This is a genomic window from Sporosarcina sp. P2 (assembly GCF_002743255.1).
In the GTDB taxonomy this organism is placed as follows: Bacteria; Bacillota; Bacilli; order Bacillales_A; family Planococcaceae; genus Sporosarcina.
The window spans coordinates 111,232-134,791 of the sequence record NZ_PDYY01000005.1 but is presented as its reverse complement, the minus strand read 5'-3'; the positions used below and the strand labels follow the sequence as shown (position 1 = coordinate 134,791).

The window sequence follows — 23,560 nt, the reverse complement described above, 5'->3', positions numbered from 1 at the left end:
GGGAAGTTCCGTTAACGGACTCCCCTTCTTGGATTAATCTGCACTAAAGAAGGATTGTAGCTTTTCCAACACTTCTTCTTTTTGCCAATCTATTGACTCGCCACTATGGCGGTACATAACCTCCACAATGCCTTCATTTGCTCTTTTACCAATTATAATGCGTACTGGTAAACCAATCAAGTCAGCATCAGCGAATTTCACACCCGCACGTTCAGCACGATCATCATATAACACATCGTATCGATACGATTCTAGAACAGCATATAACTCATCCGCCAGCTGCGTTTGTACTTCATCCTTAACATTCGTTGTAATCAAATGAATATCAAAAGGTGCTAAATGCTTCGGCCACTTCAATCCTTTTTCATCATTGAACTGCTCGGCAATTGTAGCCAGTAACCGAGAGATTCCGAGACTATAACTTCCCATAATGAAAGGCTTTTTTCTGCCATGTTCATTGAGGAATGTTCCTTTCATCTGTTCACTGAAGACGGTGCCTAATTTTCGTAAATGTCCCACGCCTATTCCTTCAGTGAATTTAATCGTACCTATTCCATCAGGAGAACTGTCCCCTTCTTGAACGAAACGAATATCTACATAATCATCAATAGCAAAATCACGTTCAGGATTGACATTCAATAAGTGATAGTCGTCCATATTCGCTCCGGCTACTACGTTCACCATTGCTTTGACTGCATGATCGGCATATACCCTTACACCAATCGGTAGTTTCACAGGCCCAATCGAACCGGCATGACAGCCTAATAATTCTTCAATCTGTTGTTCTGTTGCCAGCTCCATATGTTTCACATGTAGAAACCGCTTCAATTTATATTCATTGAGGCTATGATCGCCTCGACAAATGACCATAACAAAATCATTGTCCACTTTATACACCAATGATTTGATTATACGCTCCGTACTAACTGATAAAAATGAAGCGAGATCTTCAATCGTTCGTTGATTCGGAGTCGAGATTTTTATCATCTCTAACTGCTTTTCATCGGACGGCTCGTATTCTACGTGGACTTCGGCAAACTCCATATTCGCAGCGTAGGAAGAACTATCGCTATATGCTATTTGATCTTCTCCGTTTTCGGTTAACGCTATGAACTCATGGGAACCTGTTCCACCATCCGATATTACCATGCGGAAATGCATACCAAGACGGGTTAGCATATTGGTGTATGCCTGCATGACTTCTAAATACTTTTCATCCAAACTCTCTTGCGTTGAATGGAATGAATAGGCATCTTTTCTAATGAATTCTCTGCTATGAAGTAAACCAGCACGTGGCTTTATTTCATCACGGAATTTTGTTTTGATTTGAAAAATTGTTAATGGTAACTTTTTATACGATTGAACTTCATCACGCAGTAGGTCAATGATTGCTTCTTCATCGCTTGAGCTCAAAGCCAATTGATTGGTCTGTCTGTCAGCGACATGGAACATTTCCCTGCCGTATGAATCCCATCGTTCAGTTTCCTTTAGAATACTTGAGCTTTGCAACGCAGGCAAAGAAATTTCCACGCCTTCAATAGCTTCCATTTCCTGCCGGATAATCGATTCGATTTTTCTAAATACTTTTTGTGCAAGAGTTAAATATGTGTAAACACCATTGGCATTCTGTCTAATATAACCTGCCCGCAGTAATAACTGATGCGAACGCATCTCTATTTCAGATGGATTTTCACGCATTGTGGGTATAAACGTTTTCGATTGTTTCATCATATACTTCCACCTTTTTTAGAAGAAAAATCGTTGGATGTCATTCCATGTCACAACAAGCATCAACACCATTAATAACATGATACCTACAAAATGCACCATACCTTCTTTTTGTTTATCAATCGGTTTACCCCTTAAGCCTTCAAACAAGAAGAACAATAGTCTTCCGCCGTCCAACGCAGGTAATGGCAGTAAGTTCATGATCCCTAGATTGATACTTAGCACAGCGCCCCAATTCATTAAATTGAAAATACCGTGTTGAGCCACTTCTTCTGTCGCTTTATAGATTCCTACTGGACCCGACAGTGCGTCTATTGTGAACTGACCCGTAATGAGCATACCTAATAATTCAAAGATCTTCACAGTCCATGAATAAGTCTGCTCGGCTCCGAACACTATGGATTTAATAAATCCTTTTTCTAATGGACTTGAATACATAACACCAATTTGACCAAATTCCTGTCCAGCATCTTCCACCGTATCAGGTACTACATCCAAAACCACTTGCTTACCCGCCCGATCTACTTCAATTGACATCGGGACTCCGGCGCTTTTTTGGATTGCTTCGGAAAACTTCATCCAGGAATCAATCGACTTACCGTCGACTCCTGTGATTAAGTCACCTTTTTTCATACCAGCCATCTCCGCCGGCGTATCCGACTTCACTTCCGAAATAATCGGTTCATTGGTTGGTACACCATTCATTAAACCAAGAGCTAGAAATATGAAAAACGCCAAGATGAAATTGAAAAGCGGCCCTGCAAATATTGCCAATGCTCTGCTTCCCAATGATTTGGACTCAAATTGACGATCGTAGGGAGCGATTAATGTCTCCTGCCCTTTTTCAATAATCAAAGCTGTTCTAGAAATTTTCAGATGAACCAATTGTCCATCTTCGTCATATCCTTCAATATATAATTTTTTATCGAGATCGGATGACTCAACTTCCACGTTTAAAATATTCGGATTGGAAACATTTCGATTTAAGTAAATCTTTTCTATTTCGTCTTGAGCATTCAATAATAATCCTACACGGTAACCTGGCTGTAATTCAACTGTATCGAAATCTTCACCAGCCATCCGTACATATCCCCCTATAGGTAATAGGCGGATTGTGTATTGCGTTTCACCTTTGCGGATCGCTAAAATTTTAGGTCCCATTCCAATAGCGAACTCTCGAACCATGATGCCAGCTTTCTTGGCAAACAAGAAATGACCAAACTCATGAAATGCTACAAGTGTCCCGAATATTACTATAAACGCAATAACCGTTTCCATTCAGTAACCACCTTCACCGGCTATAATAGCCTGAAATTAATCTTGATACTTCACTATACCATAGACTTTTTTTCGCGTATTGCGATCTGTCTCCAAAATTTCTTCCAAATCGGGATTTTGAATAGTTTGATGCTGCTGCATTATGTCTTCAATGATTTCTTCGATTTGCAAGAAAGGAATATGACCTTCCATGAACAGTTGAACCGCCACTTCATTTGCCGCATTCATCGCTGTAGGCATAGTGCCTCCTTCCCTACCTGCATCATATGCAAGTGACAAGGCTTTAAATCGTTTATAATCCATTTTTTCGAAATGTAACTTGCCAATTTCATCGAGACGAAGACGTTTAGCATCAGCCATTTGAATACGATCCGGATAGGTAAGTGCGTATTGAATCGGAACACGCATATCTGGTGAACCTAGTTGCGCCATGACACTTGTATCTTCAAACTCCACCATCGAGTGGATAATACTTTCTTTATGTAGTAGACATTCTATTTGATCATATGGCATCGCAAATAAATGATGGGCTTCTATCACTTCCAACCCTTTGTTCATCATCGTTGCTGAGTCGATAGTTAGTTTATTACCCATCGACCAGTTTGGATGCGCGAGTGCTTGTTCTACTGTAACGTGCTGAAGTTGATCCCGCGTGTAGTCCCTAAAGCTTCCACCAGATGCTGTTAATATCAAATTTGTGACTCTCTTCGGATTCTCACCATTTAACGACTGGAATAATGCAGAGTGTTCACTATCTACTGGAACAAGTGGAACATTATGACGTTGTGCTGCTTCTACGACAAGATTACCGGCTGCCACCAGTGTTTCTTTATTCGCAATGGCAATCGTCATGCCGGCTTTGATCGCCGCAAGTGTCGGTCTTAGTCCTACACTTCCAATTACTGAGTTTAGCAAGACATCTGCTTCCAGTCCAACTGCCGCTTCAATTAATCCTTCATCACCATGAACGAATTGAATTTTAGGAAATTCTTTTTTTAGGCGCTCTGCATCCGCCGCTTCTAAAACAGAAACTAATTTGGGTTGAAATCTTGTAATGATTTCACTTGTTTTTTGTATATTTCTTCCTGCCGACATCGCTGTTAATTCAAAGCGATCAGGATGAGCTGCAATAATGCTTAATGTTTGAGTCCCGATTGAACCCGTGGCACCAAGCAAATTGATTTTCTTCATATTATGAACTTCCTTTCCATTATCCTATGAATTGAACAAAGTGAAGCAACGGGAGTACAAACAGTAAACTGTCAAATCGGTCCAAAACGCCTCCATGTCCAGGCAGCAGCTTCCCTGAATCTTTCACGTTATAGAAACGTTTCAGTGCTGATTCAACTAAGTCACCCATTTGTCCTACAATTGATGCCACTATTGTAATGAGAATAAACGACACGAATGACGTGGCGATAGGGTAGAACATATTATAAATCAACGTAATCACGACCGCAGAAATTATCCCTCCAATAAATCCTTCAATCGTTTTATTAGGTGAAATATCCGGCCATAATTTTCGTTTTCCTATTTTACGTCCAACAAAATACGCACCAGAATCTGTTGACCAGATAATGAGTAATGCGTAGCCTATGTACTCTAAACCGAATAGTCGAGTTTCGATCAAATAATAAAAACCAATACCAACATACAGCGCACTAATTGCACTGAATGCAATATCTTCGAATGTCCATTTATTTTTCATTATTACAGTATAAACCAATAACAATAATATCAATACATAGATCATTTCAAGCTTTTCTAAACTCAGGAAACTTTCAACCTGTTCTGTCCACCTTGATGGTAGTAAAATGACGAGCAGAAGTAACCAAGAGAGTAATCCGCCGATAGAAAAAAGAGACATATTACGCATACGCAGTAGTTCGTATAAACCAATCGTAGATATCGCAAAAATCATCATTATAAACGGTAATCCACCAATGATAATCAATGGCACAAAAAACACGAGAGCTACAATAGCAGTGATGATTCTTTGCTTCATCTTTTCTGATCTCCTTCCAAGCTTCCAAAGCGTCGATTTCTTTTTTGGAAATCTTCTATTGCTTGTAAAAAGCAGTCTTCATCGTAATCTGGCCATAATACATCCGTAAAAATGAATTCCGCATAGGCAAGTTGCCATAGCATAAAATTAGACAAACGTACTTCACCACTTGTGCGAATTAGTAGGTCAGGTTCCGGCAAATGGGCTGTCATTAGCTTGGATTCAATTAAACCTTCATCAATTTCCTCCACTTTTAATGTTCCGGAAGCCACTTCTTCTGCCATCTCTTTCATTGCATGAACCAGTTCTACTCTACTCCCATAATTCATAGCAAAATTCAAAATTAACCCTTTATTTTCTTTAGTTTGTTCCATTGCTTTCTTAATCGCTTTTTCTGTATGGCTCGGAAGCGCATCCATATCTCCGATCATTTCCACTTTGATGCCTTTTTCCATTAACTCAGGCAAATACGTATTAAGAAACTCGCCCGGAAGATTCATTAAAAAGTCAATTTCCATCCTGGGCCGCTTCCAATTTTCGGTTGAAAATGCATAGAGGGTGAGTGCTTTTACACCCATGGCATTTGCAAAATTGGTAATTTGCCGAACCGTTTTCATTCCTTCATGGTGGCCTGCAATTCGTGGCATTTTACGTTGCTTCGCCCATCTACCGTTTCCATCCATGATAATCGCCACATGGTTAGGAATTTGTCTATTTTTAACGGCTTCAATCCGTTCGTCCAGCAACTGAATGTCTGCCGTTTTTTTTCCCATTAGTTTTCTAAGCATAGCGTTCCCCCACTTGGCTCAATTCGGATACTCCTACTGACTATCCTACCAAATTGCATGGTAAATAGCATGCAAAAGAAAGAAAAGAGCGTCCTAAAAGTAGGACGCTCCTCCTTATAGAAAGTTCTGTACTCAGATTTCCAAGATTTCATTTTCTTTATCTTTTGCAGTTTGGTCAATCTTTTCGATAAATTCATCTGTCATCTTTTGTACTTGTTCATTGTAACGGCGTAATTCATCTTCAGTAATTTCTGCATCTTTTTCAAGCTTCTTCAAATCTTCATTGCTGTCACGACGAACATTACGAATCGCCACTTTTGCATCTTCCGCTTCACGTTTTACATCTTTCACTAAATCTTTACGACGCTCTTCTGTAAGTGCAGGTACAGCTAAGCGAATAACTGATCCATCGTTAGACGGTGTGATTCCGATGTCTGATTTCATGATGGCTTTTTCGATTTCACTAATTGTAGTCTTATCATAAGGCTGAACTACTAACAAACGTGGTTCTGGCACAGAAATTCCAGCCATTTGGTTTAATGGTGTAGGTGCTCCATAATAAATAACAGAAATTCTGTCTAATAAGCTCGCGTTAGCTCTACCAGCACGAATAGATGCCAACTGTCTTGAATAGGCACTATGCGCTTTATCCATACGTTCTCTCGTCTGATCCATTACTTCTTTTGTCATTGCTTATTCCTCCTGACGACCGTCCCGATTTCATCACCTAGTACGGCTTTTTTAATATTACCATTATCCATAATTGAGAATACTACGAGCGGGATATCATTGTCCATACATAGAGTCGAAGCAGTGGAATCCATCACTTCAAGTCCTTGACTAATCACTTCAAGATAGGACAGTTCTAAGTATTTAGTAGCTGTGGAGTCCTTCATCGGATCAGCAGAATACACACCGTCAACGTTGTTCTTCGCCATTAAAATGACATCCGCTTCGATTTCAGCAGCACGCAAGGCAGCCGTTGTGTCTGTGGAGAAATAAGGATTACCCGTTCCTGCCGCAAATATTACGACACGTTTTTTCTCTAGATGACGGATTGCTTTCCGACGTATGTAAGGTTCAGCTACTTGTCTCATGTCAATGGAAGACATTACTCGTGTTTCTGGTCCTAGCTTTTCAAGGGCATCCTGAAGAGCAAGTGAGTTCATAACCGTTGCAAGCATTCCCATGTAGTCAGCTGTTGTACGGTCCATTCCCATTTCACTTCCGACTTTCCCACGCCAAATGTTTCCGCCACCTACCACTACTGCTACTTCTACACCAAGTTCTACTACTTCTTTCACTTGGCTTGCAACTGATTTAACAACTTCCGGAGACAATCCGAAGCCTTGGTCTCCAGCTAATGCTTCCCCACTTAATTTTAACACGATGCGCTTATATTTTGGAATACTCATGTTGGCCCTCCTGCAATTTCCTATTCTCAAAAAAGAGGAACACATGATGGATGTGCCCCTCTGTACGATTGGATTATACTTAGTTACCTTTTACTTGGCTCATTACTTCGTCTGCAAAGTTGTCTTCACGCTTTTCAATACCTTCGCCTACTTCATAACGAATAAACTCTACTAATGTTCCGCCAGTTGTTTTCACGAAATCGCGAACTTTTTGATCAGAATTCTTAACGAAAGCTTGATCCAAGACACAGATTTCCTCGAAATATTTTCCAAGACGTCCTTCTACCATTTTCGCTACGATATTTTCTGGCTTACCTTCGTTTAAAGCTTGCTCAGTCAATACATTACGCTCTTTTTCTACTTCGTCAGCAGATACTTCGTCGCGTGAAATGTATTTTGGATTCATTGCTGCGATATGCATTGCTACATCTTTCGCTGCCTCAGAATCTGTTGAACCTTCAAGAACAGTCAACACGGCAATACGTCCGCCCATGTGTAGGTAAGGACCAAAAGCGTCTTGATCTGTTTTCTCACGGATTACAAAACGGCGAAGAGTAATTTTCTCTCCAATTTTAGCTACTGCGTTTGAAATGTGTTCAGACACTGTCAAACCGTTGTCTAATTTCGCTGCGTTAGCTTCTTCTACTGAAGCAGGTTTCGTTGCAAGTAAGAACTCAGAAATTTCCTTAACAAGAGTTTGGAAGCCTTCGTTTTTTGCTACGAAGTCTGTCTCAGCATTCACTTCAAGTATAACTGCATCATTACCTTGAACTAAAATGTTTGCAACACCTTCAGCTGCAATACGATCTGCTTTTTTCGCTGCACTTGAAAGGCCTTTTTCACGCATATACTCCATTGCTGCAGTCATGTCACCGTCTACTTTAGTTAATGCCTTTTTGCAGTCCATCATACCTGCGCCTGTTTTTTCACGAAGTTCTTTAACCATTTGGGCTGTAATTGTTGCCATTTGAAAATTCCTCCTATTAGATATCATTTGAAATTTCTTTTTGCTTTAAAAAGAGACGATAAGGGGTACGCCACTTATCGTCTCATCATGTACTCATTTCAGTCTGCAGTAACAGTTGCTGTTTCGTTTACTGTTTCAGCTACTTCGTCGTCTTCACCTTGACGGGATTCAATCAAAGCATCTGCCATTTTGCTTGTAAGTAAACGTACTGCGCGGATTGCATCGTCGTTCGCAGGGATGACATAGTCGATTTCGTCCGGATCACAGTTAGTATCAACGATTCCAACGAGTGGAATATTCAATTTGATTGCTTCAGCTACCGCGATACGCTCTTTACGTGGATCTACGATAAAGATTACATCAGGCAAGCCTTTCATGTCACGGATACCGCCTAGGAATTTCACAAGACGCTCGTGTTCTTTATTTAATTGAGAAACTTCTTTTTTAGGAAGTACGTCGAACGTGCCATCCTCTTCCATTTTCTCAATAGCTTTCATACGCGCTACACGTTTTTGAATAGTACCGAAGTTCGTCAATGTTCCACCCAACCAACGTTGGTTGATGTAATACATTCCAGCACGTTCTGCTTCTTCTTTGATTGCTTCTTGTGCTTGTTTCTTCGTACCTACGAAAAGAACTTTACCACCATCCGCACCGACTTGGCGCATGAAGTTGTAAGCTTCCTCTAATTTTTTGACCGTTTTTTGAAGGTCGATAATATAGATGCCGTTACGCTCCACGAAAATAAATTTCTTCATTTTTGGATTCCAACGACGTGTTTGGTGTCCGAAATGTACACCAGCTTCTAGCAATTGTTTCATTGAGATTACTGACATGTTTAATTCCTCCTATTGGTTTTTTGTCCTCCGCGTACTTCCTACGAATAAGTGACCATAATGGCACCCACTCATTCATCCGCACGCGTGTGTAGTAATACCATCTATTAAATTAACACAACTCTACGTTGTTTGCAACTACTGTGTGTAACTTCAGTCAAACTTAATTATCAATTCGATTTCCGTCTTACCTTTTTTCAACTTTCTTGCAATATCCTCTATTGATTTACCTTCGGCATACAGCTGTTTGGCTTTTTCTTTGTCGTCCAGGTCGTCAAATGATTTTGAATGTAGTTCTGAATTCTTTTCTTTCACATTCTTTTCAGTTTCCACCGTCTTTTGGTAGGAACGTAAAGCGAAATGTAAAGGAACCGGATGTGGCTTCTGTCTCGAATCAGACACTTCTGTTATTGACTGTTCGCTTGGAGCTGAGTTTGTGGTGGGCTTCATTTGAGCATCCGTTCGTTGATTCAATTGATGAATCAAACGATCGTTTTCTTCTTTGATTTCTCCTAGATAAGCTAATATGGATTGATCCATTTCTTTCATAAGACGTTGTTGCTTTTTCTCCAGATTATTAAATTTTGTAATTTTTACGTACAGCAATGTCATGACCATAAATCCGATAATTTGTAAGATGAACAAAAGAGCTAGTAAAATTCCCATACTATTATCCACTGTAATCAACGAACGAACCTTTAAACGGATGCTTGGCTTGCTGTTGTTCTTTCTCTTTTTTTTCTTGTTGTTGTTGTGACTCTTCGCTAGGCTGCTGATGATCTCCATCCATTTTTGCATATGGAGATGATTTTAAAACCGTTTCCTTGCTTTTTAAGGCTTGTTTTTCTGTTTGCAAATTGGCACTGTCTTGAGCAAGTTGAGACTGTTGCTGCTTTTGCTCCGCTATTTTACCTGCCTCAAATGTCTTCGGGATAGCAATTTGAAGTTCGATAGCTTTCAAACTCATAAAATCCCTCCGTCGGTAATTTCAGCCGCCAACAGCGACCGTAACTTAAATAATGCTTTTGAATGTATTTGTGAGATTCTCGATGTAGATAAGCTTAAAATTTCTCCAATTTCTGTTAGCGTCATATCTTCCTGGTAAAACAAACTAAGTACCAATTGTTCGTTTTCATTTAGTTCTTTGATTTTCGTTATCAAGTCTTCAATCAATTCGCCTTTGACCGCTTGTTGTTCAGGTGTTTTCGTTTGATCATCCTGCAATACAAAGGTTTGATCGTGATCATCTTCATCATTCATTTTTTCATCAATGGACAATACATTGGCAAAATACTGTTCATGCATAGTTTGATAGACTTGATCTGTTGTAACGCCTAAATGATCTGCTACTTCCTCGGGTGTCACCGTTCGCAAGTAGGACTGTTCGAGCTTACTAATTTCTTCATCCATTTTCTTAGTTTTTTCTCTTAGGGAACGTGATAACCAATCTTCTTTTCTTAAACCATCTATAATTGTACCCCGAATCCGGAATGAAGCGTATGTGTCGAATTTCAAATCACGCGAAGGATCAAATTTCGTTAACGCGTCGAAAAGCCCTTGATAACCAAGAGATTTGATTTCATCACGTGATACGTTTTTCGGCAGTCCAGCACTGATTCGTTGGACGTGATAATTCACAAGAGGTGTATACATTCGTACTAGCATATCACCTGCATCAGGATCACGGTTTTCGATCCATAACTTCCACTGATGTCGTTCAGTTACATCTTGATTTGTCATCGAATTCACGCCTTTCCTGTCAGGTTCCTTCTACCGATTTTATGTCTTATGTATAAGTATAGCAAATCACAATAGATAAAGGCGACTAATGTATTAGCCGCCTTCGTTTGTACTGTTAAATTTCCTGCGTTCCAGCATTGACGGTACGAACAAACAGGATACTCGTAGCAGGATCAAATTCAATTGTACGTCCACTGGATCCGCCTGTATCTTCTGCGACAATCGGGATTGAATATCTTTTCAATTCTTTTTTTACCGCTTCTACATTGCGAGGACCTATACGGATCGTATCATTTGAACCGAACTGAAACATTTGTGCTCCACCCGCAATTTTCGCTTTGATGCTGAAAGGTCTAACTCCTTCAGATTTTAAAAGTTCCAACATTGCATGAATGCCCGTATCTGCGAATTTCGCTACATTTAGTTTTGTTGACTTACCCAACTCGCTATCAGGCAACATGACATGCACCATACCTGCTATTTTTTTCGAAGAATCATACAGTACTACACCAACACACGAACCCAGTCCTGATGTGCGAATCGTATGAGGGGATTTTGCGATATTCATATCAGCAATCCCTACACGCACTACTGTTTGAACGCTTGCCATCTATAAGACACCCAACGAACTAAATATCGTGCGATATGAGGGTGGATCAGGTAATAAAAAGAAGTGCCCCGCTAAACTTGACACACCCTGTTCCCCTTCTTGTAATATTTCCGTCTCAATGACGATAACTTCATCACTGTACTGGGATACTTCGATCAGGCCGAAGCTAACAATGGCACCCACCATGTCAATACTTAATGAAGGTACAGTTGGATAGATATTTAATGATGTAAAATCAGAGAGCGCCGACAAATAGGAACCTGACAATATATTCCCCAACTCTTGTAGCGCAGAAGCACCCATTCCCAAATCATCTACATCCGTAAATGTAAATGCCGCGTCCCCTGTCAATTTGCGAATAAATTGTGTAGCAGATTCAATAGTCAGTACAAAAAACATCGTGCCCGTCAAATCACCTTCAATACGTAAAAAGATACCCGCCACCACTTTTTCCGTACCACCTGCTAAATCAAACATTTCATCAAACGTAACCAGCTCCACGTTAGGTACACGCATGTCAATTTTCTGACCTAACAGTTGTGATAATGAAGTTGCAGCATGTGCTGCTCCAATATTCCCGATTTCCTTTAAGACATCCAGATGCATCTCGGTGATGTCATTTTTAGAATTCATCCGTATTCCCCTTCTTTATCGGTTGCAGTACTTTTTCCAGATTTAGCATAACCAATAATCGCTTATCAACTTTCGCCACTCCTGAAATGAATTCGGATTCCACAGATCCCACTACTTCCGGCTGAGGACCTATTGCGCTTGTCGGAACATCCATTACATCATTCGCATCGTCCACAATTAATCCTACTTCTGCACCCGCATGCGAAACGATAATAATGCAGCTTGTCTCATCAAACTCTTTATACTCCATATCAAAACGTTCACGTAAGTCCACCACTGGCGTCACTACACCTCGTAAATTTAACACGCCTTTAACATAAGAAGGCATACGGGGAACACGTGTAATCGACAGCGATTTCTCGATGGATTCTACTACGTCTAGGCCAATTGCATATTCCTTATTCATCAATTGAAAGACAATTACTTTCATTTCGCTTACTTCCGATACTTTTGTCATGTCATCACCTCGATTATTTAATCAATGCATTACAGTCAACAATTAATGCGACTTGACCATTTCCTAGAATCGTAGCACCAGATATCGCAAAGACACTCTGCAAGTATTCACCGAGAGATTTCAGAACGATTTCTTGTTGGCCAATAAATGAATCTACGACTAACCCAGCTAAACTGTCACCTTTACGAACGATCACAATAGATTGGAACTCATCTTCTTCATTACTTCTATTCTCCATTTCAAATATGTCTTTTAGGTCTACCAACGGTACAATGGTTCCACGGAAATCGATGACTGGCTGATTATGGGCATTTAAAATATCTGACTTCTGAATAATGGCAGTTTCAATTATAGACGACAAAGGAATTGCATAAATTTCTTCATCCAACTCTACTAACATTACAGAAATAATAGAAAGAGTTAGAGGTAATTGCACCTGGAATAACGATCCTTTTCCTTCAGTGGAATCAATCGAAATATGTCCGCCAAGAGATTCAATAGTGTTTTTTACAACGTCCAAACCAACGCCGCGACCTGATACATCCGTAATGGAAGCGGCAGTGGAAAACCCTGAAGCTAATATCAATTCCGCTACTTGCTTATTTGTCAATGTATCCGCAGCTTCCGGACTGATAATGCCCCGTTCAATCGCTTTACTAACTACTCGTTCACGATTTACACCCGCTCCATCATCCTCAAGCTCAATAAATACATGGTTACCCGAATGATAGGCTCGTAATGTCACAGTTCCAGTCTCTGGCTTGCCATTCGCAATTCGCTCTTCCGGCATTTCAATACCGTGATCTAGAGCATTTCGAATCAAATGAACAAGGGGGTCTCCTATTTCGTCGATAACGGTACGGTCAAGCTCTGTTTCAGCGCCGACAATTTCTAAATCAATTTTCTTATTCAGGTCACGCGCCAATTGCCGAACCATTTTGGGGAATCTATTGAAGACTGTTTCTACAGGTACCATTCGCATGTTCAAAATGATGTTTTGCAAGTCTCCTGATACCCGAGTCATTCTTTCTACTGATTCATTCAATTCCGGGTTATGCAATTCACTGGCAATCGATTGAAGGCGTCCACGGTCAATGACCAGTTCTTCAAATAAATTCATTAAAATATCAAGTCGATCAATATTGACCCGTATCGTTTTATTGGAATTGGAAGTAGTGGTCTTTTTAGTCTTTATAGTTTCTTTAGGCGTTTCGTTGGTTGTTGCGGCTTTAGTAACAGGTACGACTGTTGTTTCGAACACACTAGGTTCTGGGTCACATGTATTCAATGAGGCTTGCTTGTACTTCTGCACGTATTCATCCGTGATGTGTGTAATATGTACGTCTTCTATTTCAGAAACTTTCAGTACTTTCGCCTTTAAATCTGCAGCATCTTCTTGGGTTAATAAGACAATCGTAAAGTTCTGATCAAAATCCTCATTTTCTAATTGTTCTACTGTAGGAACCGTTTTGATGACTTCGCCTGACTTTTCCAAAATTTCAAAAGTCATGAATACACGAGCAACTTTCAACAAGCAATCATCACGTAATGTGACAGTGATCTCTAATGCATTAAAGCCTTGTTCAGCAGATTGAGAAATAACCGTTAATTCAAACTCATCATAAGGAATTCCTCTCGAAGTGACGACCTCCATTGAAACTTCCTCGGCTGTTGCTGCAGGCTCGTTCGTTACATCTACTGGTTGTCCAGCTTCAATGCGATTGAGAGTGTCTACTAAATTACTCACGTCTTTTTTTCCATCGCCACCTGATTCAATGTCTTGTACCATTAGTTCAAGATCATCCACTGCTTCAAATACCACATCTAAAATCTCCGTTGAAACCTGGATCTTTGAGTTTCGAATCGCATCAAGGACGTTCTCCATCTTATGTGTTAAATCTGCAATATCTTCATATCCCATTGTCGCCGACATTCCTTTAAGCGTATGTGCAGCTCTAAAGACTTCATTGACAATGGCCAAATCATCCGGATTATTTTCTAACGCTAGCAACTGTTCACTACAAGCTTGCAAGTGTTCTTTACTTTCTTCTATGAACATATCCAAATACTGACTTACATCCATTGTAAAGCCCCCTAGTTACTTCAAATTTCCTATTATCGCATCAGCGATTTGTTGTATATCTTTGATTTCGTCACTGAGACCTGCATCAATTATAGCTTTGGGCATGCCATATACAACGGACGTGTTTTTAGATTCCGCTATAGTAAACGTTTTACATGAAGCACGTAATAACTCCATACCTTCTTTACCGTCATAACCCATACCTGTCATGATAGCCGTTATAAACCCAAGTTCTTTATGTGTTGCTGCTGATTCTAATAACACATTTACCGCTGGGCGATGTCCTGAACGCGGCGCTTCGTCTCCGTCTAATACGATCTTATAGCCCGTTCTAGATTTCTCAAACTTCAAATGCAAGCCGCCTGGTGCAATATAGGCTGTACCATTTTCGATCGGTTCACCATGTTCTGCTTCTTTAACGGTTATTTCACTCAAATTATTCAGTCGTTCGGCCAATGACTTGGTGAAGCCAGGTGGCATATGCTGGACAATTAGAATTGGATGTGGGAAGTTCGCTGGAAACTTTGTAATGACTTCCTGCAAGGCCCTTGGTCCTCCGGTCGATGTACCTATTATAACAAATTGTTTAGCAATAAGTGTATTTTTTTTAGGTATGTTTACTGTTTTTATAGGAAGTGTCGAAGTGCTTCTACTTTCATTTGCAGTATTTTGTTTGCTTGGCGTTGGTGTATGACGGTTATTTGTGGATGTTATTTGACGCGTTAGTGTGTGAATTACCACATTTGAAGCAGCAAATACTTTCTCCACAATTTCTTGTTCGATTTCATGAAGATTTAACGAAATAGCTCCGCCAGGTTTTGCTATCACGTCGACAGCACCGTATTCTATCGCTAGAACTGCATTTTCTGCATTATGTTTTGTCGTACTTGATAATATCACCACAGGGATTGGCATGTGATCCATAATAAACTTTAAAGCTTCCAGTCCATTCATCACAGGCATTTCAATATCCATTGTAAGGACATCTGGTTGAAGATTGCGAACCTTTTCCACTGCATCTTTGCCATTTCTAGCGATGCCGATGACTTCCATCATGGGGTGTTTATTCAACATATCAGAGATTAACTTCCGCATAAAAGCTGAGTCGTCTACAACAAGAACGCGTTTTTTCTTTGCAGTAATCACATTACACACGCCCCTTTAGAAAAACACCTTTGATTTTATCTATGAATCCAGAAGTTTCAATAGAAGTGCTCGGTTTGTTGCTGTGTAAAAATGTATCCGTTATTGCCAACATTCGCTTGCTAATTTTTGAATTGGGATATAATTTGACAAAAGGGATCTGAGCAATTACTGCATTACGTACATGAATGTCATCTGGCAAAAACCCTAAAACACTAGTATCTATGGATAAAAACTTTCGCATGGCTAACTGAAGCCGTGCGACGGAATCACGTCCATCTTGCTCTTTTAGAACACGGTTACTTACTATGTGAATAGATTTATTTGCATCTTGCAGACATATAAACTTAATCATTGAATACGCATCCGTAATAGAAGTTGGCTCCGGTGTCGCTATTAATATAATCTCATCCATCGCCAAGATTAAATCAATTGAACTCTTCGTTGCTCCTGCACCCATATCAAATAAAATAACATCATATTCCATCTGTAAAATAGAAAATGCCTCAATCAATCGAACAAACATTTCACCTGACCACTCCACCACATTCTCCAGTCCGGAACCACCTGCTATAAACGCAAGATTGTCTTCAATAGGAGTCACAACGCTCTGCAATGGTTGTTTATCAGACAAGTAATCTTTTAGATGAAACATTGGCGTAGCCCCAAATAATATATGAATATTCCCCATCCCAATATCCATATCCACAATTAATACTTTCTTCCCTTTCGCTACGAGTCCGTAAGAGAAATTAGCAGTGAAATTCGATTTGCCTACTCCGCCTTTTCCACTAACAATGGCAATTGAGCGAGCTACTTGTCTTTGACTTTTCATCATTTTTAGTCGAAGTGCTTCCGCCTGGTCATGCATGTGAATCACCTGCTAATAGAAGGTCCACTATCTTTTCCAAACTGGCTTCTGTCAAATCTTCAGGTACCTCTTGTCCGTCTGTGTAGTAGGATACACCTATACCATATTTCAGAATTAAATTAATTATAGATCCGACCGAATCGGTTTCATCTGTCTTAGTAAATATAAATTTCTCGATTGGGAAATTAGTAAATTGTCTAATGATGGTATCCATATCCTGTTCCTTTGATGTGGTAGATAACACAAGAAATGTTTCCATATCCAAAGAGAAATCAATGAGTTTCGATAAATCATCGACAAATTTTGCTTCTTTATAATTTCGGCCCGCTGTGTCGATAAATATGAGATCGAGATCTTTTAACTTTTCGATTGCGGTACGGAAATCTTCTTCACTATAAACGATTTCAACTGGAGCCTGAAGTAAATTGGCATATGTGCGCAATTGTTCAATTGCTGCAATTCGATACGTATCGGTCGTAATGAAACCAACTTTCTTTTTTTCTTCCAGTAAGGCACGTGCGGCAATTTTCGCAATGGTCGTGGTTTTTCCTACCCCAGTCGGCCCTAGTACATTAATAAACTGCTTCTGATAAGTGATTCCACCGAAAGGTATGTCGTGAAGTTGATCGCTGAACCATGTTCTAATCAATTCCATTTGCTGTTCTTCAGTAAAATCGATCTTGTCTTGCTTCATTCGATTGAAAACTAGATTACCAATCTCTGTAATATATTTACTTTCCACACCTTGCATCTGTAATTTCTTCAATATGGGTAATAGTTCATCGGGATATTTTTCAAATGCACGATCCACTGGCTGAATATCTTTTAGCATTTGTTTGATCTCCCGCATTTCTTGTTCAATTTGTTCAACAGACTCTGTCTCCGCAATGGGTTGCACAGAATGAACTCGTGATTCATAGATACGTTCTGCGTTCGTTTTATCATAGCTTGCAACTACTTCTACAGATCGTTTACGAAACAGCCCCAAAAAACCTTTTGTTTTCGTGACGTTTGAACTGAGGATGATCGCGTCGTCTCCAAAATCTTCACGGACTTTCGCCATAGCATCAACCATTGTAGATGCTGTATACTTTTTCATTTTCATTAAATATCCACCACCCCTACACTTTGCACTTCCACTGATGCTTCCAATTCATTATAAGACAGTATAGGTATCTGTGGGAAATACCGCTCCGTGATTTGACGTAAGTACATACGAATGGCAGGTGAACATAAAATGACAGGAGATTGGTCCAGCATAGCTACCCGTTCGATTTCTTGCGCAATTCGTTCCAAGATTATTTGAGATTGTGATGGGTCTATTGAAAGAAAGTTTCCTTGTTCAGTTTGTTGAATACTATCCGCAATGAGTTTCTCTACTTTTCCAGCGACTGTTAATACTTTTAACGCCCCATTACCTACAACAAATTGACCTGTGATCTGACGTGCCAATGATTGTCTGACGTATTCTGTCAGAACATCTACATCGGACGTGTACTTCGAATAGTCTGCGAGTGTCTCAAAAATGATAGGTAAATTACGGACGGAAACTTGTTCGTTCAATAATTTAGCAAGCACTTTTTGAATCTCGCCAATTGATAATGGAGTCGGTGTAAGTTCATCAACCAAAATCGGATATGTTTCATGTACGTGATCGACCAGTTGTTTAGTTTCCTGACGTCCAAGTAAGTCGGATGCATTGGCACGAATGACTTCAGTCAAATGAGTAGATACAACACTTGGTGGATCCACGACTGTGTAACCCATGATTTCTGCTTCTTCTTTCGCTTCTTCAGTAATCCATTTCGCTGGCAATCCAAACGAAGGTTCAATAGTATCTATTCCTTCTATTAAATCTTCACCGCCTGGGCTCATGGCTAGATAATGATCTAACAATAGTTCACCCCTAGCCATTTCATTCCCTTTGATTTTGATTCTGTATTCGTTCGGTTGTAATTGTATATTATCCCGAATACGAACGACTGGAATGACGAGACCAAGTTCTATCGCTAACTGACGACGAATCATAACGACTCGATCCAGCAAATCCCCACCCTGTGTTGCATCAACAAGTGGAATGAGGCCATAACCGAATTCAAATTCAATCGGGTCGACATTCAAGAGGTCAACGACATTTTCAGGCCGTTTCAACCCTTCTGTCTCAACATTTTCTTCCATCTCTAATAATTCGTTTGGATCTTCATCTTCTTTACGTGACATCATAAATGCCCCCATTGCTAGTGCACCCGCAATGGGAATGGTTAAGATGTCATTAATCGGTGTAGCAAGACCTAGTAAAAAAATTGTAATAGATGCTACGTAAAGTAATTTTGGTTGTCCTAATAATTGATTCGTAATATCCGTGCCTAAGTTTCCTTCTGATGCAGCACGGGTAACTACAATACCCGTTGCCGTAGAAATCAACAGTGCTGGTATTTGTGAAACAATCCCATCCCCGACAGTGAGTGTAGAGAATTGAACTGCTGCTTCCGCAAACGGCAATCCCATCTGTACAACGCCAATAATCATACCGACCAATAAGTTGATCATAACGATAATGATTCCGGCAATGGCATCCCCTTTAACAAATTTTGTCGCACCGTCCATCGCACCATAGAAATCAGCTTCGTTACTCACTTTTTCACGACGTGTGCGAGCTTCTATATCGGAAATCATTCCTGCGTTTAAGTCGGCATCAATACTCATTTGCTTACCTGGCATTGCATCAAGAGTAAAACGTGCAGCAACTTCGGAAACACGCTCCGAACCTTTTGTTATAACAATAAACTGAATGATGATTAAAATAACAAAAACTACTAGTCCTACAACAATATTTCCACCCGTAACGAATGTACCAAAAGTGTCAACTACTCCACCCGCATCACCTTCCGAAAGAATCGCACGTGTTGTAGAAACGTTAAGACCTAGACGGAATAATGTAAGTAATAATAACAATGATGGAAAGATAGAGAATTGCAGTGCTTCCTGCATATTCATCGCAGTTAGTAAAACCATCAACCCAAGTGTAATATTGATAATAATCAAGAAACTTAATAACCAAGGTGGTAATGGGATGACAAGCATCGCAATGATCATAATAACCGCCGCGAGTACTCCTATATCTCTAAACTGCATGCCATCCCTACTTTCTTCAATAACTTATATTTTCTTTTGAATACGATATACATACGCTAGAATTTCTGCGATTGCTTTAAAAAATTGCTCCGGTATTCGATCTCCAATCTCTACCTCATCATACATAGCACGTGCTAGAGGTCGATTTTCTACCATTACAATATCGTGCTCCGACGCAATCATTTTAATTTTTTGTGCGACAAAATCTGCACCTTTCCCAACGACGATTGGTGAATCCATCTGATCTTCATCGTACTTTAGCGCAATGGCATAGTGAGTAGGATTGGTGATTACTACGTCCGCTTCAGGGATCTCTTGCATCATCCGACGCATGGCCATTTCACGCTGACGTTGTCTAATACGGGATTTGATAAGCGGGTCACCGTCCATATTTTTACTTTCATCTTTAATATCTTGTTTAGACATTTTAAGATTTTTTTCATAGTCAAATTTCTGATAAAGAAAGTCCAAGATAGAAATAAACAATAATACCAATGATGCGATAATCCCCATCATTCCGACTAACTTTGCTACAGTCACCAAGGTTACTTGCGGTGTCTTAAATGCCAAGTCCAGCACTTGGTCCAGATTACTCCATACAATAAGGGTTGTAACGGTCCCAATAAAAGAAATTTTTAATATGGATTTCAATAACTCTACAATTGCACGAATAGAAAAGATTCGCTTTAATCCTTTAATTGGATCTATTTTCTTTAAATCAAACTTCAATGTCTCTGCAGTAAATAAGAGACCAAATTGTAGCAAATTCGCTGCAACACTTGCAATAACTGCTATTAACATAATCGGCAGTAAAATGATCGCCATTTGTTTAATAACGCTTATGTATACTAACATGACTTGTTCTTCATCCAGCGATTTGATCGGGATAAAGTGTGTAAAAGATTCACGGAAAAACACAAAGAAATTATCCCGCATAAAACCTGCGGCAAAGAACATAAATGTAAAAATAGAGAAAAGTACAATAGCAGCTGTTACGTCTTGACTTTTTAGTACTTGGCCTTTCTTCCTAGAATCTTCCCGCTTTTTCGGAGTAGCTTTTTCCGTCTTCTCACCGGCAAAGAATTGTAAATCTAGCCTTAGTAACAAGTTAGCCACCCCCAAGCAGTATCATCAGATTTCTCATCGTCACAATCATAATTTCAAACATTTTCTTCATGACGATTATAAAGACACTAGACATCGTAACGATTACTAAGAAACTGACACCAATTTTAATTGGAAACCCCACTACAAAAATATTTAATTGTGGTACGGCACGTGCAGTAATCCCGAGTGCCAAATCGACAAGAAATAACGTAGCTACAACTGGAATCGCCATTTGAAACGCAATCGCAAAAGATTTCGCAAAGGTCAAAACGATAAATTCTGCCATGTTAGGACTACCAAAAGGCGGCCACATAGACGTGATCGGGACAAACTCGTAGCTGTAAAATATCCCATCCAACAGCAAATGATGACCATTGACTACTAATAACAATAAAATCGCTAACGAATTAAGAAATTGCCCTAGCAATGGTGACTGCGCACCCGTTTGGGGATCAATAACGTTCGCAATAGCAAATCCCATCTGAAAATCAATAAATCCACCAGCCACTTGAATGGCTGACATAATAATAAAAGCGGCAATGCCGATTGATAAGCCGACTACCGCTTCTTTAAGTACAAGTAATATGTATTGACCATCGATTACCAGTTCGGGCATCGTGATAGAGTAAGACATCATCCAGGCCAGTATTGCCCCAAATAATAATCGTTGCGTAGCTGGAATGGTCTTGTAAGAGAATAATGGCAGTGTTACGAAGAAAGAAGTAACACGGGTTAGTATAAGTAAAAATGCGGGCAACGACGGAATAAGTTCATTCATTTAATCACCCAACGTACCTAGAGAGATTGGAAAAGATTTCACTAGCATAGCCGGTGACATAGGATAACATCCAAGGTCCAAAAAATATGATAGCAACCATAACCGCTATGATTTTCGGCACGAATGCCAATGTCTGTTCTTGAATTTGTGTAGTTGCCTGAAAGATACTTACGGCAAGCCCCGTTACTAACGCTACGATTAAGAGAGGTCCCGAAGCGAGGAGAATAACCCAAACTGACCGTTCTGCAATGGATATAACAAATTCACTCGTCATTCAAATCCCCCCTAAAAGCTTTGTAGCAATGACTGGATAATGAGATACCAACCGTCAACTAGTACAAATAATAATATCTTGAATGGTAATGAAATCATAACGGGTGGAAGCATCATCATACCCATAGACATAAGCACACTGGCTACGATCATATCGATAACGAGAAAGGGAATGAAAATCATAAAGCCCATTTGAAATGCTGTCTTAATTTCACTGAGGGCGAAAGCAGGCACCATCATAGTTAGCGGAATATCTTCAATTGTATCCGGTCGCTCCATCTGGTTATAGCGCATGAATAATTCTAAATCTTTCTGTCTTGTATGTTGGCTCATAAATTCTTTGAATGGCACACTGGCCCGCTCGTATGCTTCGTCCAAACTGATTTCTTCATCAAACAAAGGTGTTAATGCTTCTTCATTCACTTGAGATAATACAGGCGACATGATGAAGAACGTCAGAAATAATGCTAACCCAACCAAAACTTGGTTAGGAGGCATTTGCTGTGTAGCTAGCGCCGTCCGAACAAATGACAGGACGATAATGATCCTAGCAAACGAAGTCATCAAGATTAAAATTGCTGGTGCAAGTGACAATACCGTAAGTAATAGCAACATCTTAATGGAAGTTGAGACATTGGTGGGATCACTGTCAGAGAATGTACCCAGAAAATCAACCATCGCGGTCGCTCTCCTTCCGATTTAAATGTTTTAATTGCTCTTTTCTATCAGATTTGATTTCATTCATTTTGGTAGAAAACAATTGACTAAAAGTGGCTTCTTCAGAAGGTGTTTGCTCAGCCTTTGAATAAAATCGAGTATACAGTTTTGAAAATAGTCCCTTCTGAACTTCATCACTTTGGTCATAACGTGCAAGTAATTCAGCAATTTCATCAGGATCTTCTATTTCCTTTAGCAACTGTACATTTTCTCCAACACCGACCACAAAATAGTGATTGCCCATTTTCACTAGTTGAATGGACTTATTTTGACCTAATGGAACGCCGCCCATATTCGTCATCAGTCGATTCGAGTCGAAGTTTCTATTACGTTTGTTCATGAAGCGCAGTAACCACACGAGTAAACCAATTACAAATACAAAAGCAAAAAGAGTACGGATATAATCTTTCGCTGTGGGACCTTTAGGCTCGTCCAATTCATTATTGGTTACTAGTTTTTTATCACTTTCTGCAGCAGGAGCTTTCTCTTCGCAGTCTTTATCTTTTCCAATACAGTCTGATACGCTGACATTAGGATTAGTTTCTGCATGTGCAAATGGTGTGATAGTAAAGCACAGAAAGAATAGTAGTAAACAATAGATAACTCGTTTCACATTCATCTGTTGCTCTTAGCTCAACGCTTTGTCGATCGCTTCAATCACACGGTCCGCCTGAAATGGTTTAACGATAAAGTCTTTTGCTCCAGCTTGGATTGCATCGATTACCATTGCTTGTTGGCCCATTGCAGAACACATGATGATGGTTGCAGATGGATTAGTACTTTTAATTGCTTTTAATGCCGCAATGCCATCCATTTCAGGCATCGTGATATCCATTGTAACCAAATCCGGCTTCAACTCATTATACTTTTCAATAGCTTGAGCACCGTCTGCTGCCTCTCCTACTACTTCATAATTATTCTTTGTTAAAATATCCTTGATCATCATGCGCATAAATGCCGCGTCGTCTACTACTAAAATTCGTTTTCCCATTCATA

Annotated in this window: 26 protein-coding genes; all 26 read right to left on the bottom strand. The window is 39.8% G+C overall.

From position 1 onward, the window contains the following. Positions 1-33 precede the first annotated feature (33 nt). Positions 34-1,728: a proline--tRNA ligase gene (locus CSV67_RS07380; protein WP_099631033.1), complete on the bottom strand. Its 1,695-nt coding sequence runs from the start codon at positions 1,726-1,728 to the stop codon at positions 34-36. Between the two features lie 18 nt (positions 1,729-1,746). After that, on the bottom strand, positions 1,747-3,006 hold the full coding sequence (gene rseP / locus CSV67_RS07375; RefSeq protein ID WP_099630946.1) for an RIP metalloprotease RseP: 1,260 nt from the start codon (positions 3,004-3,006) through the stop codon (positions 1,747-1,749). Between the two features lie 36 nt (positions 3,007-3,042). After that, positions 3,043-4,197: a 1-deoxy-D-xylulose-5-phosphate reductoisomerase gene (gene dxr, locus CSV67_RS07370; protein WP_099630945.1), complete on the bottom strand. Its 1,155-nt coding sequence runs from the start codon at positions 4,195-4,197 to the stop codon at positions 3,043-3,045. A gap of 19 nt (positions 4,198-4,216) precedes the next feature. Further along, positions 4,217-5,011, bottom strand: coding sequence for a phosphatidate cytidylyltransferase (locus CSV67_RS07365; RefSeq protein WP_099630944.1), 795 nt, complete (start codon positions 5,009-5,011; stop codon positions 4,217-4,219). Then, positions 5,008-5,799: an undecaprenyl pyrophosphate synthase gene (locus CSV67_RS07360; protein ID WP_099630943.1), complete on the bottom strand. Its 792-nt coding sequence runs from the start codon at positions 5,797-5,799 to the stop codon at positions 5,008-5,010. The genes CSV67_RS07365 and CSV67_RS07360 overlap by 4 nt, the downstream gene beginning before the upstream one ends. Before the next feature lie 132 nt (positions 5,800-5,931). Next, positions 5,932-6,489: a ribosome recycling factor gene (frr, locus tag CSV67_RS07355; protein WP_099628101.1), complete on the bottom strand. Its 558-nt coding sequence runs from the start codon at positions 6,487-6,489 to the stop codon at positions 5,932-5,934. Beyond that, entirely contained in the window at positions 6,486-7,214 is a 729-nt protein-coding gene (pyrH, locus tag CSV67_RS07350) for a UMP kinase (RefSeq protein ID WP_099630942.1), read from the bottom strand. Before pyrH ends, frr begins: the two co-directional genes overlap by 4 nt. A 79-nt stretch (positions 7,215-7,293) precedes the next feature. Then, the gene (tsf, locus tag CSV67_RS07345; protein WP_099630941.1) at positions 7,294-8,181 is read right to left on the bottom strand and encodes a translation elongation factor Ts; all 888 of its coding nucleotides are present in this window, start codon (positions 8,179-8,181) and stop codon (positions 7,294-7,296) included. 98 nt (positions 8,182-8,279) lie between these two features. Continuing rightward, positions 8,280-9,017 (bottom strand): 30S ribosomal protein S2, encoded by a 738-nt coding sequence (rpsB, locus tag CSV67_RS07340; protein WP_099630940.1) that lies wholly within the window; start codon positions 9,015-9,017, stop codon positions 8,280-8,282. A gap of 153 nt (positions 9,018-9,170) precedes the next feature. Continuing rightward, positions 9,171-9,683, bottom strand: a complete 513-nt coding sequence (locus CSV67_RS07335) for a hypothetical protein (protein WP_099630939.1) — start codon at positions 9,681-9,683, stop codon at positions 9,171-9,173. Positions 9,684-9,687: 4 nt separating this feature from the next. Then, positions 9,688-9,984, bottom strand: coding sequence for an RNA polymerase subunit sigma (locus CSV67_RS07330; protein ID WP_099630938.1), 297 nt, complete (start codon positions 9,982-9,984; stop codon positions 9,688-9,690). Further along, positions 9,981-10,757 carry a FliA/WhiG family RNA polymerase sigma factor gene (locus CSV67_RS07325; RefSeq protein ID WP_099630937.1) on the bottom strand — a complete coding sequence of 259 codons (777 nt, stop codon included), beginning with the start codon at positions 10,755-10,757 and terminating at the stop codon, positions 9,981-9,983. The genes CSV67_RS07330 and CSV67_RS07325 overlap by 4 nt, the downstream gene beginning before the upstream one ends. Before the next feature lie 115 nt (positions 10,758-10,872). Then, positions 10,873-11,367: a chemotaxis protein CheD gene (locus CSV67_RS07320; RefSeq protein ID WP_099630936.1), complete on the bottom strand. Its 495-nt coding sequence runs from the start codon at positions 11,365-11,367 to the stop codon at positions 10,873-10,875. Further along, positions 11,368-12,000: a chemotaxis protein CheC gene (locus CSV67_RS07315; RefSeq protein WP_099630935.1), complete on the bottom strand. Its 633-nt coding sequence runs from the start codon at positions 11,998-12,000 to the stop codon at positions 11,368-11,370. It abuts the gene before it with no gap. After that, a complete protein-coding gene (locus CSV67_RS07310) occupies positions 11,990-12,457 on the bottom strand; it encodes a chemotaxis protein CheW (protein WP_099630934.1) in 468 nt (155 codons plus the stop codon). The genes CSV67_RS07315 and CSV67_RS07310 overlap by 11 nt, the downstream gene beginning before the upstream one ends. A gap of 13 nt (positions 12,458-12,470) precedes the next feature. Next, a complete protein-coding gene (locus CSV67_RS07305) occupies positions 12,471-14,540 on the bottom strand; it encodes a chemotaxis protein CheA (protein WP_099630933.1) in 2,070 nt (689 codons plus the stop codon). 15 nt (positions 14,541-14,555) lie between these two features. Then, positions 14,556-15,635 (bottom strand): protein-glutamate methylesterase/protein-glutamine glutaminase, encoded by a 1,080-nt coding sequence (locus CSV67_RS07300; RefSeq protein WP_233192576.1) that lies wholly within the window; start codon positions 15,633-15,635, stop codon positions 14,556-14,558. Between the two features lie 52 nt (positions 15,636-15,687). Next, on the bottom strand, positions 15,688-16,554 hold the full coding sequence (locus tag CSV67_RS07295; protein ID WP_099630931.1) for a MinD/ParA family protein: 867 nt from the start codon (positions 16,552-16,554) through the stop codon (positions 15,688-15,690). Further along, a complete protein-coding gene (gene flhF, locus CSV67_RS07290) occupies positions 16,547-17,659 on the bottom strand; it encodes a flagellar biosynthesis GTPase FlhF (protein WP_099630930.1) in 1,113 nt (370 codons plus the stop codon). Before flhF ends, CSV67_RS07295 begins: the two co-directional genes overlap by 8 nt. Further along, complete coding sequence (gene flhA, locus CSV67_RS07285; protein ID WP_099630929.1) at positions 17,659-19,689, bottom strand: flagellar biosynthesis protein FlhA; 2,031 nt, start codon at positions 19,687-19,689, stop codon at positions 17,659-17,661. Before flhA ends, flhF begins: the two co-directional genes overlap by 1 nt. Before the next feature lie 24 nt (positions 19,690-19,713). Beyond that, positions 19,714-20,805 (bottom strand): flagellar biosynthesis protein FlhB, encoded by a 1,092-nt coding sequence (gene flhB, locus CSV67_RS07280; protein WP_099630928.1) that lies wholly within the window; start codon positions 20,803-20,805, stop codon positions 19,714-19,716. Beyond that, a complete protein-coding gene (gene fliR, locus CSV67_RS07275; protein ID WP_099630927.1) occupies positions 20,798-21,574 on the bottom strand; it encodes a flagellar biosynthetic protein FliR in 777 nt (258 codons plus the stop codon). Before fliR ends, flhB begins: the two co-directional genes overlap by 8 nt. 4 nt (positions 21,575-21,578) lie before the next feature. Next, positions 21,579-21,848 carry a flagellar biosynthesis protein FliQ gene (gene fliQ, locus CSV67_RS07270; protein ID WP_099630926.1) on the bottom strand — a complete coding sequence of 90 codons (270 nt, stop codon included), beginning with the start codon at positions 21,846-21,848 and terminating at the stop codon, positions 21,579-21,581. An 11-nt stretch (positions 21,849-21,859) separates the two neighbouring features. Next, the gene (gene fliP / locus CSV67_RS07265; protein ID WP_083035438.1) at positions 21,860-22,525 is read right to left on the bottom strand and encodes a flagellar type III secretion system pore protein FliP; all 666 of its coding nucleotides are present in this window, start codon (positions 22,523-22,525) and stop codon (positions 21,860-21,862) included. Then, positions 22,518-23,183 (bottom strand): flagellar biosynthetic protein FliO, encoded by a 666-nt coding sequence (locus tag CSV67_RS07260; RefSeq protein ID WP_099630925.1) that lies wholly within the window; start codon positions 23,181-23,183, stop codon positions 22,518-22,520. The genes fliP and CSV67_RS07260 overlap by 8 nt, the downstream gene beginning before the upstream one ends. A 9-nt stretch (positions 23,184-23,192) precedes the next feature. Next, on the bottom strand, positions 23,193-23,555 hold the full coding sequence (locus CSV67_RS07255) for a response regulator (protein WP_099630924.1): 363 nt from the start codon (positions 23,553-23,555) through the stop codon (positions 23,193-23,195). Between the last annotated feature and the right edge of the window lie 5 nt (positions 23,556-23,560).

What these genes read in the sequence shown, in the direction of transcription:
- CSV67_RS07380 (WP_099631033.1), bottom strand. Translation starts at nt 1,728, where the DNA reads ATGAAACAATCGAAAACGTTTATACCCACAATGCGTGAAAATCCATCT.
- rseP (WP_099630946.1), bottom strand. Translation starts at nt 3,006, where the DNA reads ATGGAAACGGTTATTGCGTTTATAGTAATATTCGGGACACTTGTAGCA.
- dxr (WP_099630945.1), bottom strand. Translation starts at nt 4,197, where the DNA reads ATGAAGAAAATCAATTTGCTTGGTGCCACGGGTTCAATCGGGACTCAA.
- CSV67_RS07365 (WP_099630944.1), bottom strand. Translation starts at nt 5,011, where the DNA reads ATGAAGCAAAGAATCATCACTGCTATTGTAGCTCTCGTGTTTTTTGTG.
- CSV67_RS07360 (WP_099630943.1), bottom strand. Translation starts at nt 5,799, where the DNA reads ATGCTTAGAAAACTAATGGGAAAAAAAACGGCAGACATTCAGTTGCTG.
- frr (WP_099628101.1), bottom strand. Translation starts at nt 6,489, where the DNA reads ATGACAAAAGAAGTAATGGATCAGACGAGAGAACGTATGGATAAAGCG.
- pyrH (WP_099630942.1), bottom strand. Translation starts at nt 7,214, where the DNA reads ATGAGTATTCCAAAATATAAGCGCATCGTGTTAAAATTAAGTGGGGAA.
- tsf (WP_099630941.1), bottom strand. Translation starts at nt 8,181, where the DNA reads ATGGCAACAATTACAGCCCAAATGGTTAAAGAACTTCGTGAAAAAACA.
- rpsB (WP_099630940.1), bottom strand. Translation starts at nt 9,017, where the DNA reads ATGTCAGTAATCTCAATGAAACAATTGCTAGAAGCTGGTGTACATTTC.
- CSV67_RS07335 (WP_099630939.1), bottom strand. Translation starts at nt 9,683, where the DNA reads ATGGGAATTTTACTAGCTCTTTTGTTCATCTTACAAATTATCGGATTT.
- CSV67_RS07330 (WP_099630938.1), bottom strand. Translation starts at nt 9,984, where the DNA reads ATGAGTTTGAAAGCTATCGAACTTCAAATTGCTATCCCGAAGACATTT.
- CSV67_RS07325 (WP_099630937.1), bottom strand. Translation starts at nt 10,757, where the DNA reads ATGACAAATCAAGATGTAACTGAACGACATCAGTGGAAGTTATGGATC.
- CSV67_RS07320 (WP_099630936.1), bottom strand. Translation starts at nt 11,367, where the DNA reads ATGGCAAGCGTTCAAACAGTAGTGCGTGTAGGGATTGCTGATATGAAT.
- CSV67_RS07315 (WP_099630935.1), bottom strand. Translation starts at nt 12,000, where the DNA reads ATGAATTCTAAAAATGACATCACCGAGATGCATCTGGATGTCTTAAAG.
- CSV67_RS07310 (WP_099630934.1), bottom strand. Translation starts at nt 12,457, where the DNA reads ATGACAAAAGTATCGGAAGTAAGCGAAATGAAAGTAATTGTCTTTCAA.
- CSV67_RS07305 (WP_099630933.1), bottom strand. Translation starts at nt 14,540, where the DNA reads ATGGATGTAAGTCAGTATTTGGATATGTTCATAGAAGAAAGTAAAGAA.
- CSV67_RS07300 (WP_233192576.1), bottom strand. Translation starts at nt 15,635, where the DNA reads ATGCGGAAGTTAATCTCTGATATGTTGAATAAACACCCCATGATGGAA.
- CSV67_RS07295 (WP_099630931.1), bottom strand. Translation starts at nt 16,554, where the DNA reads ATGCATGACCAGGCGGAAGCACTTCGACTAAAAATGATGAAAAGTCAA.
- flhF (WP_099630930.1), bottom strand. Translation starts at nt 17,659, where the DNA reads ATGAAAATGAAAAAGTATACAGCATCTACAATGGTTGATGCTATGGCG.
- flhA (WP_099630929.1), bottom strand. Translation starts at nt 19,689, where the DNA reads ATGCAGTTTAGAGATATAGGAGTACTCGCGGCGGTTATTATGATCATT.
- fliR (WP_099630927.1), bottom strand. Translation starts at nt 21,574, where the DNA reads ATGAATGAACTTATTCCGTCGTTGCCCGCATTTTTACTTATACTAACC.
- fliQ (WP_099630926.1), bottom strand. Translation starts at nt 21,848, where the DNA reads ATGACGAGTGAATTTGTTATATCCATTGCAGAACGGTCAGTTTGGGTT.
- fliP (WP_083035438.1), bottom strand. Translation starts at nt 22,525, where the DNA reads ATGGTTGATTTTCTGGGTACATTCTCTGACAGTGATCCCACCAATGTC.
- CSV67_RS07260 (WP_099630925.1), bottom strand. Translation starts at nt 23,183, where the DNA reads ATGAATGTGAAACGAGTTATCTATTGTTTACTACTATTCTTTCTGTGC.
- CSV67_RS07255 (WP_099630924.1), bottom strand. Translation starts at nt 23,555, where the DNA reads ATGGGAAAACGAATTTTAGTAGTAGACGACGCGGCATTTATGCGCATG.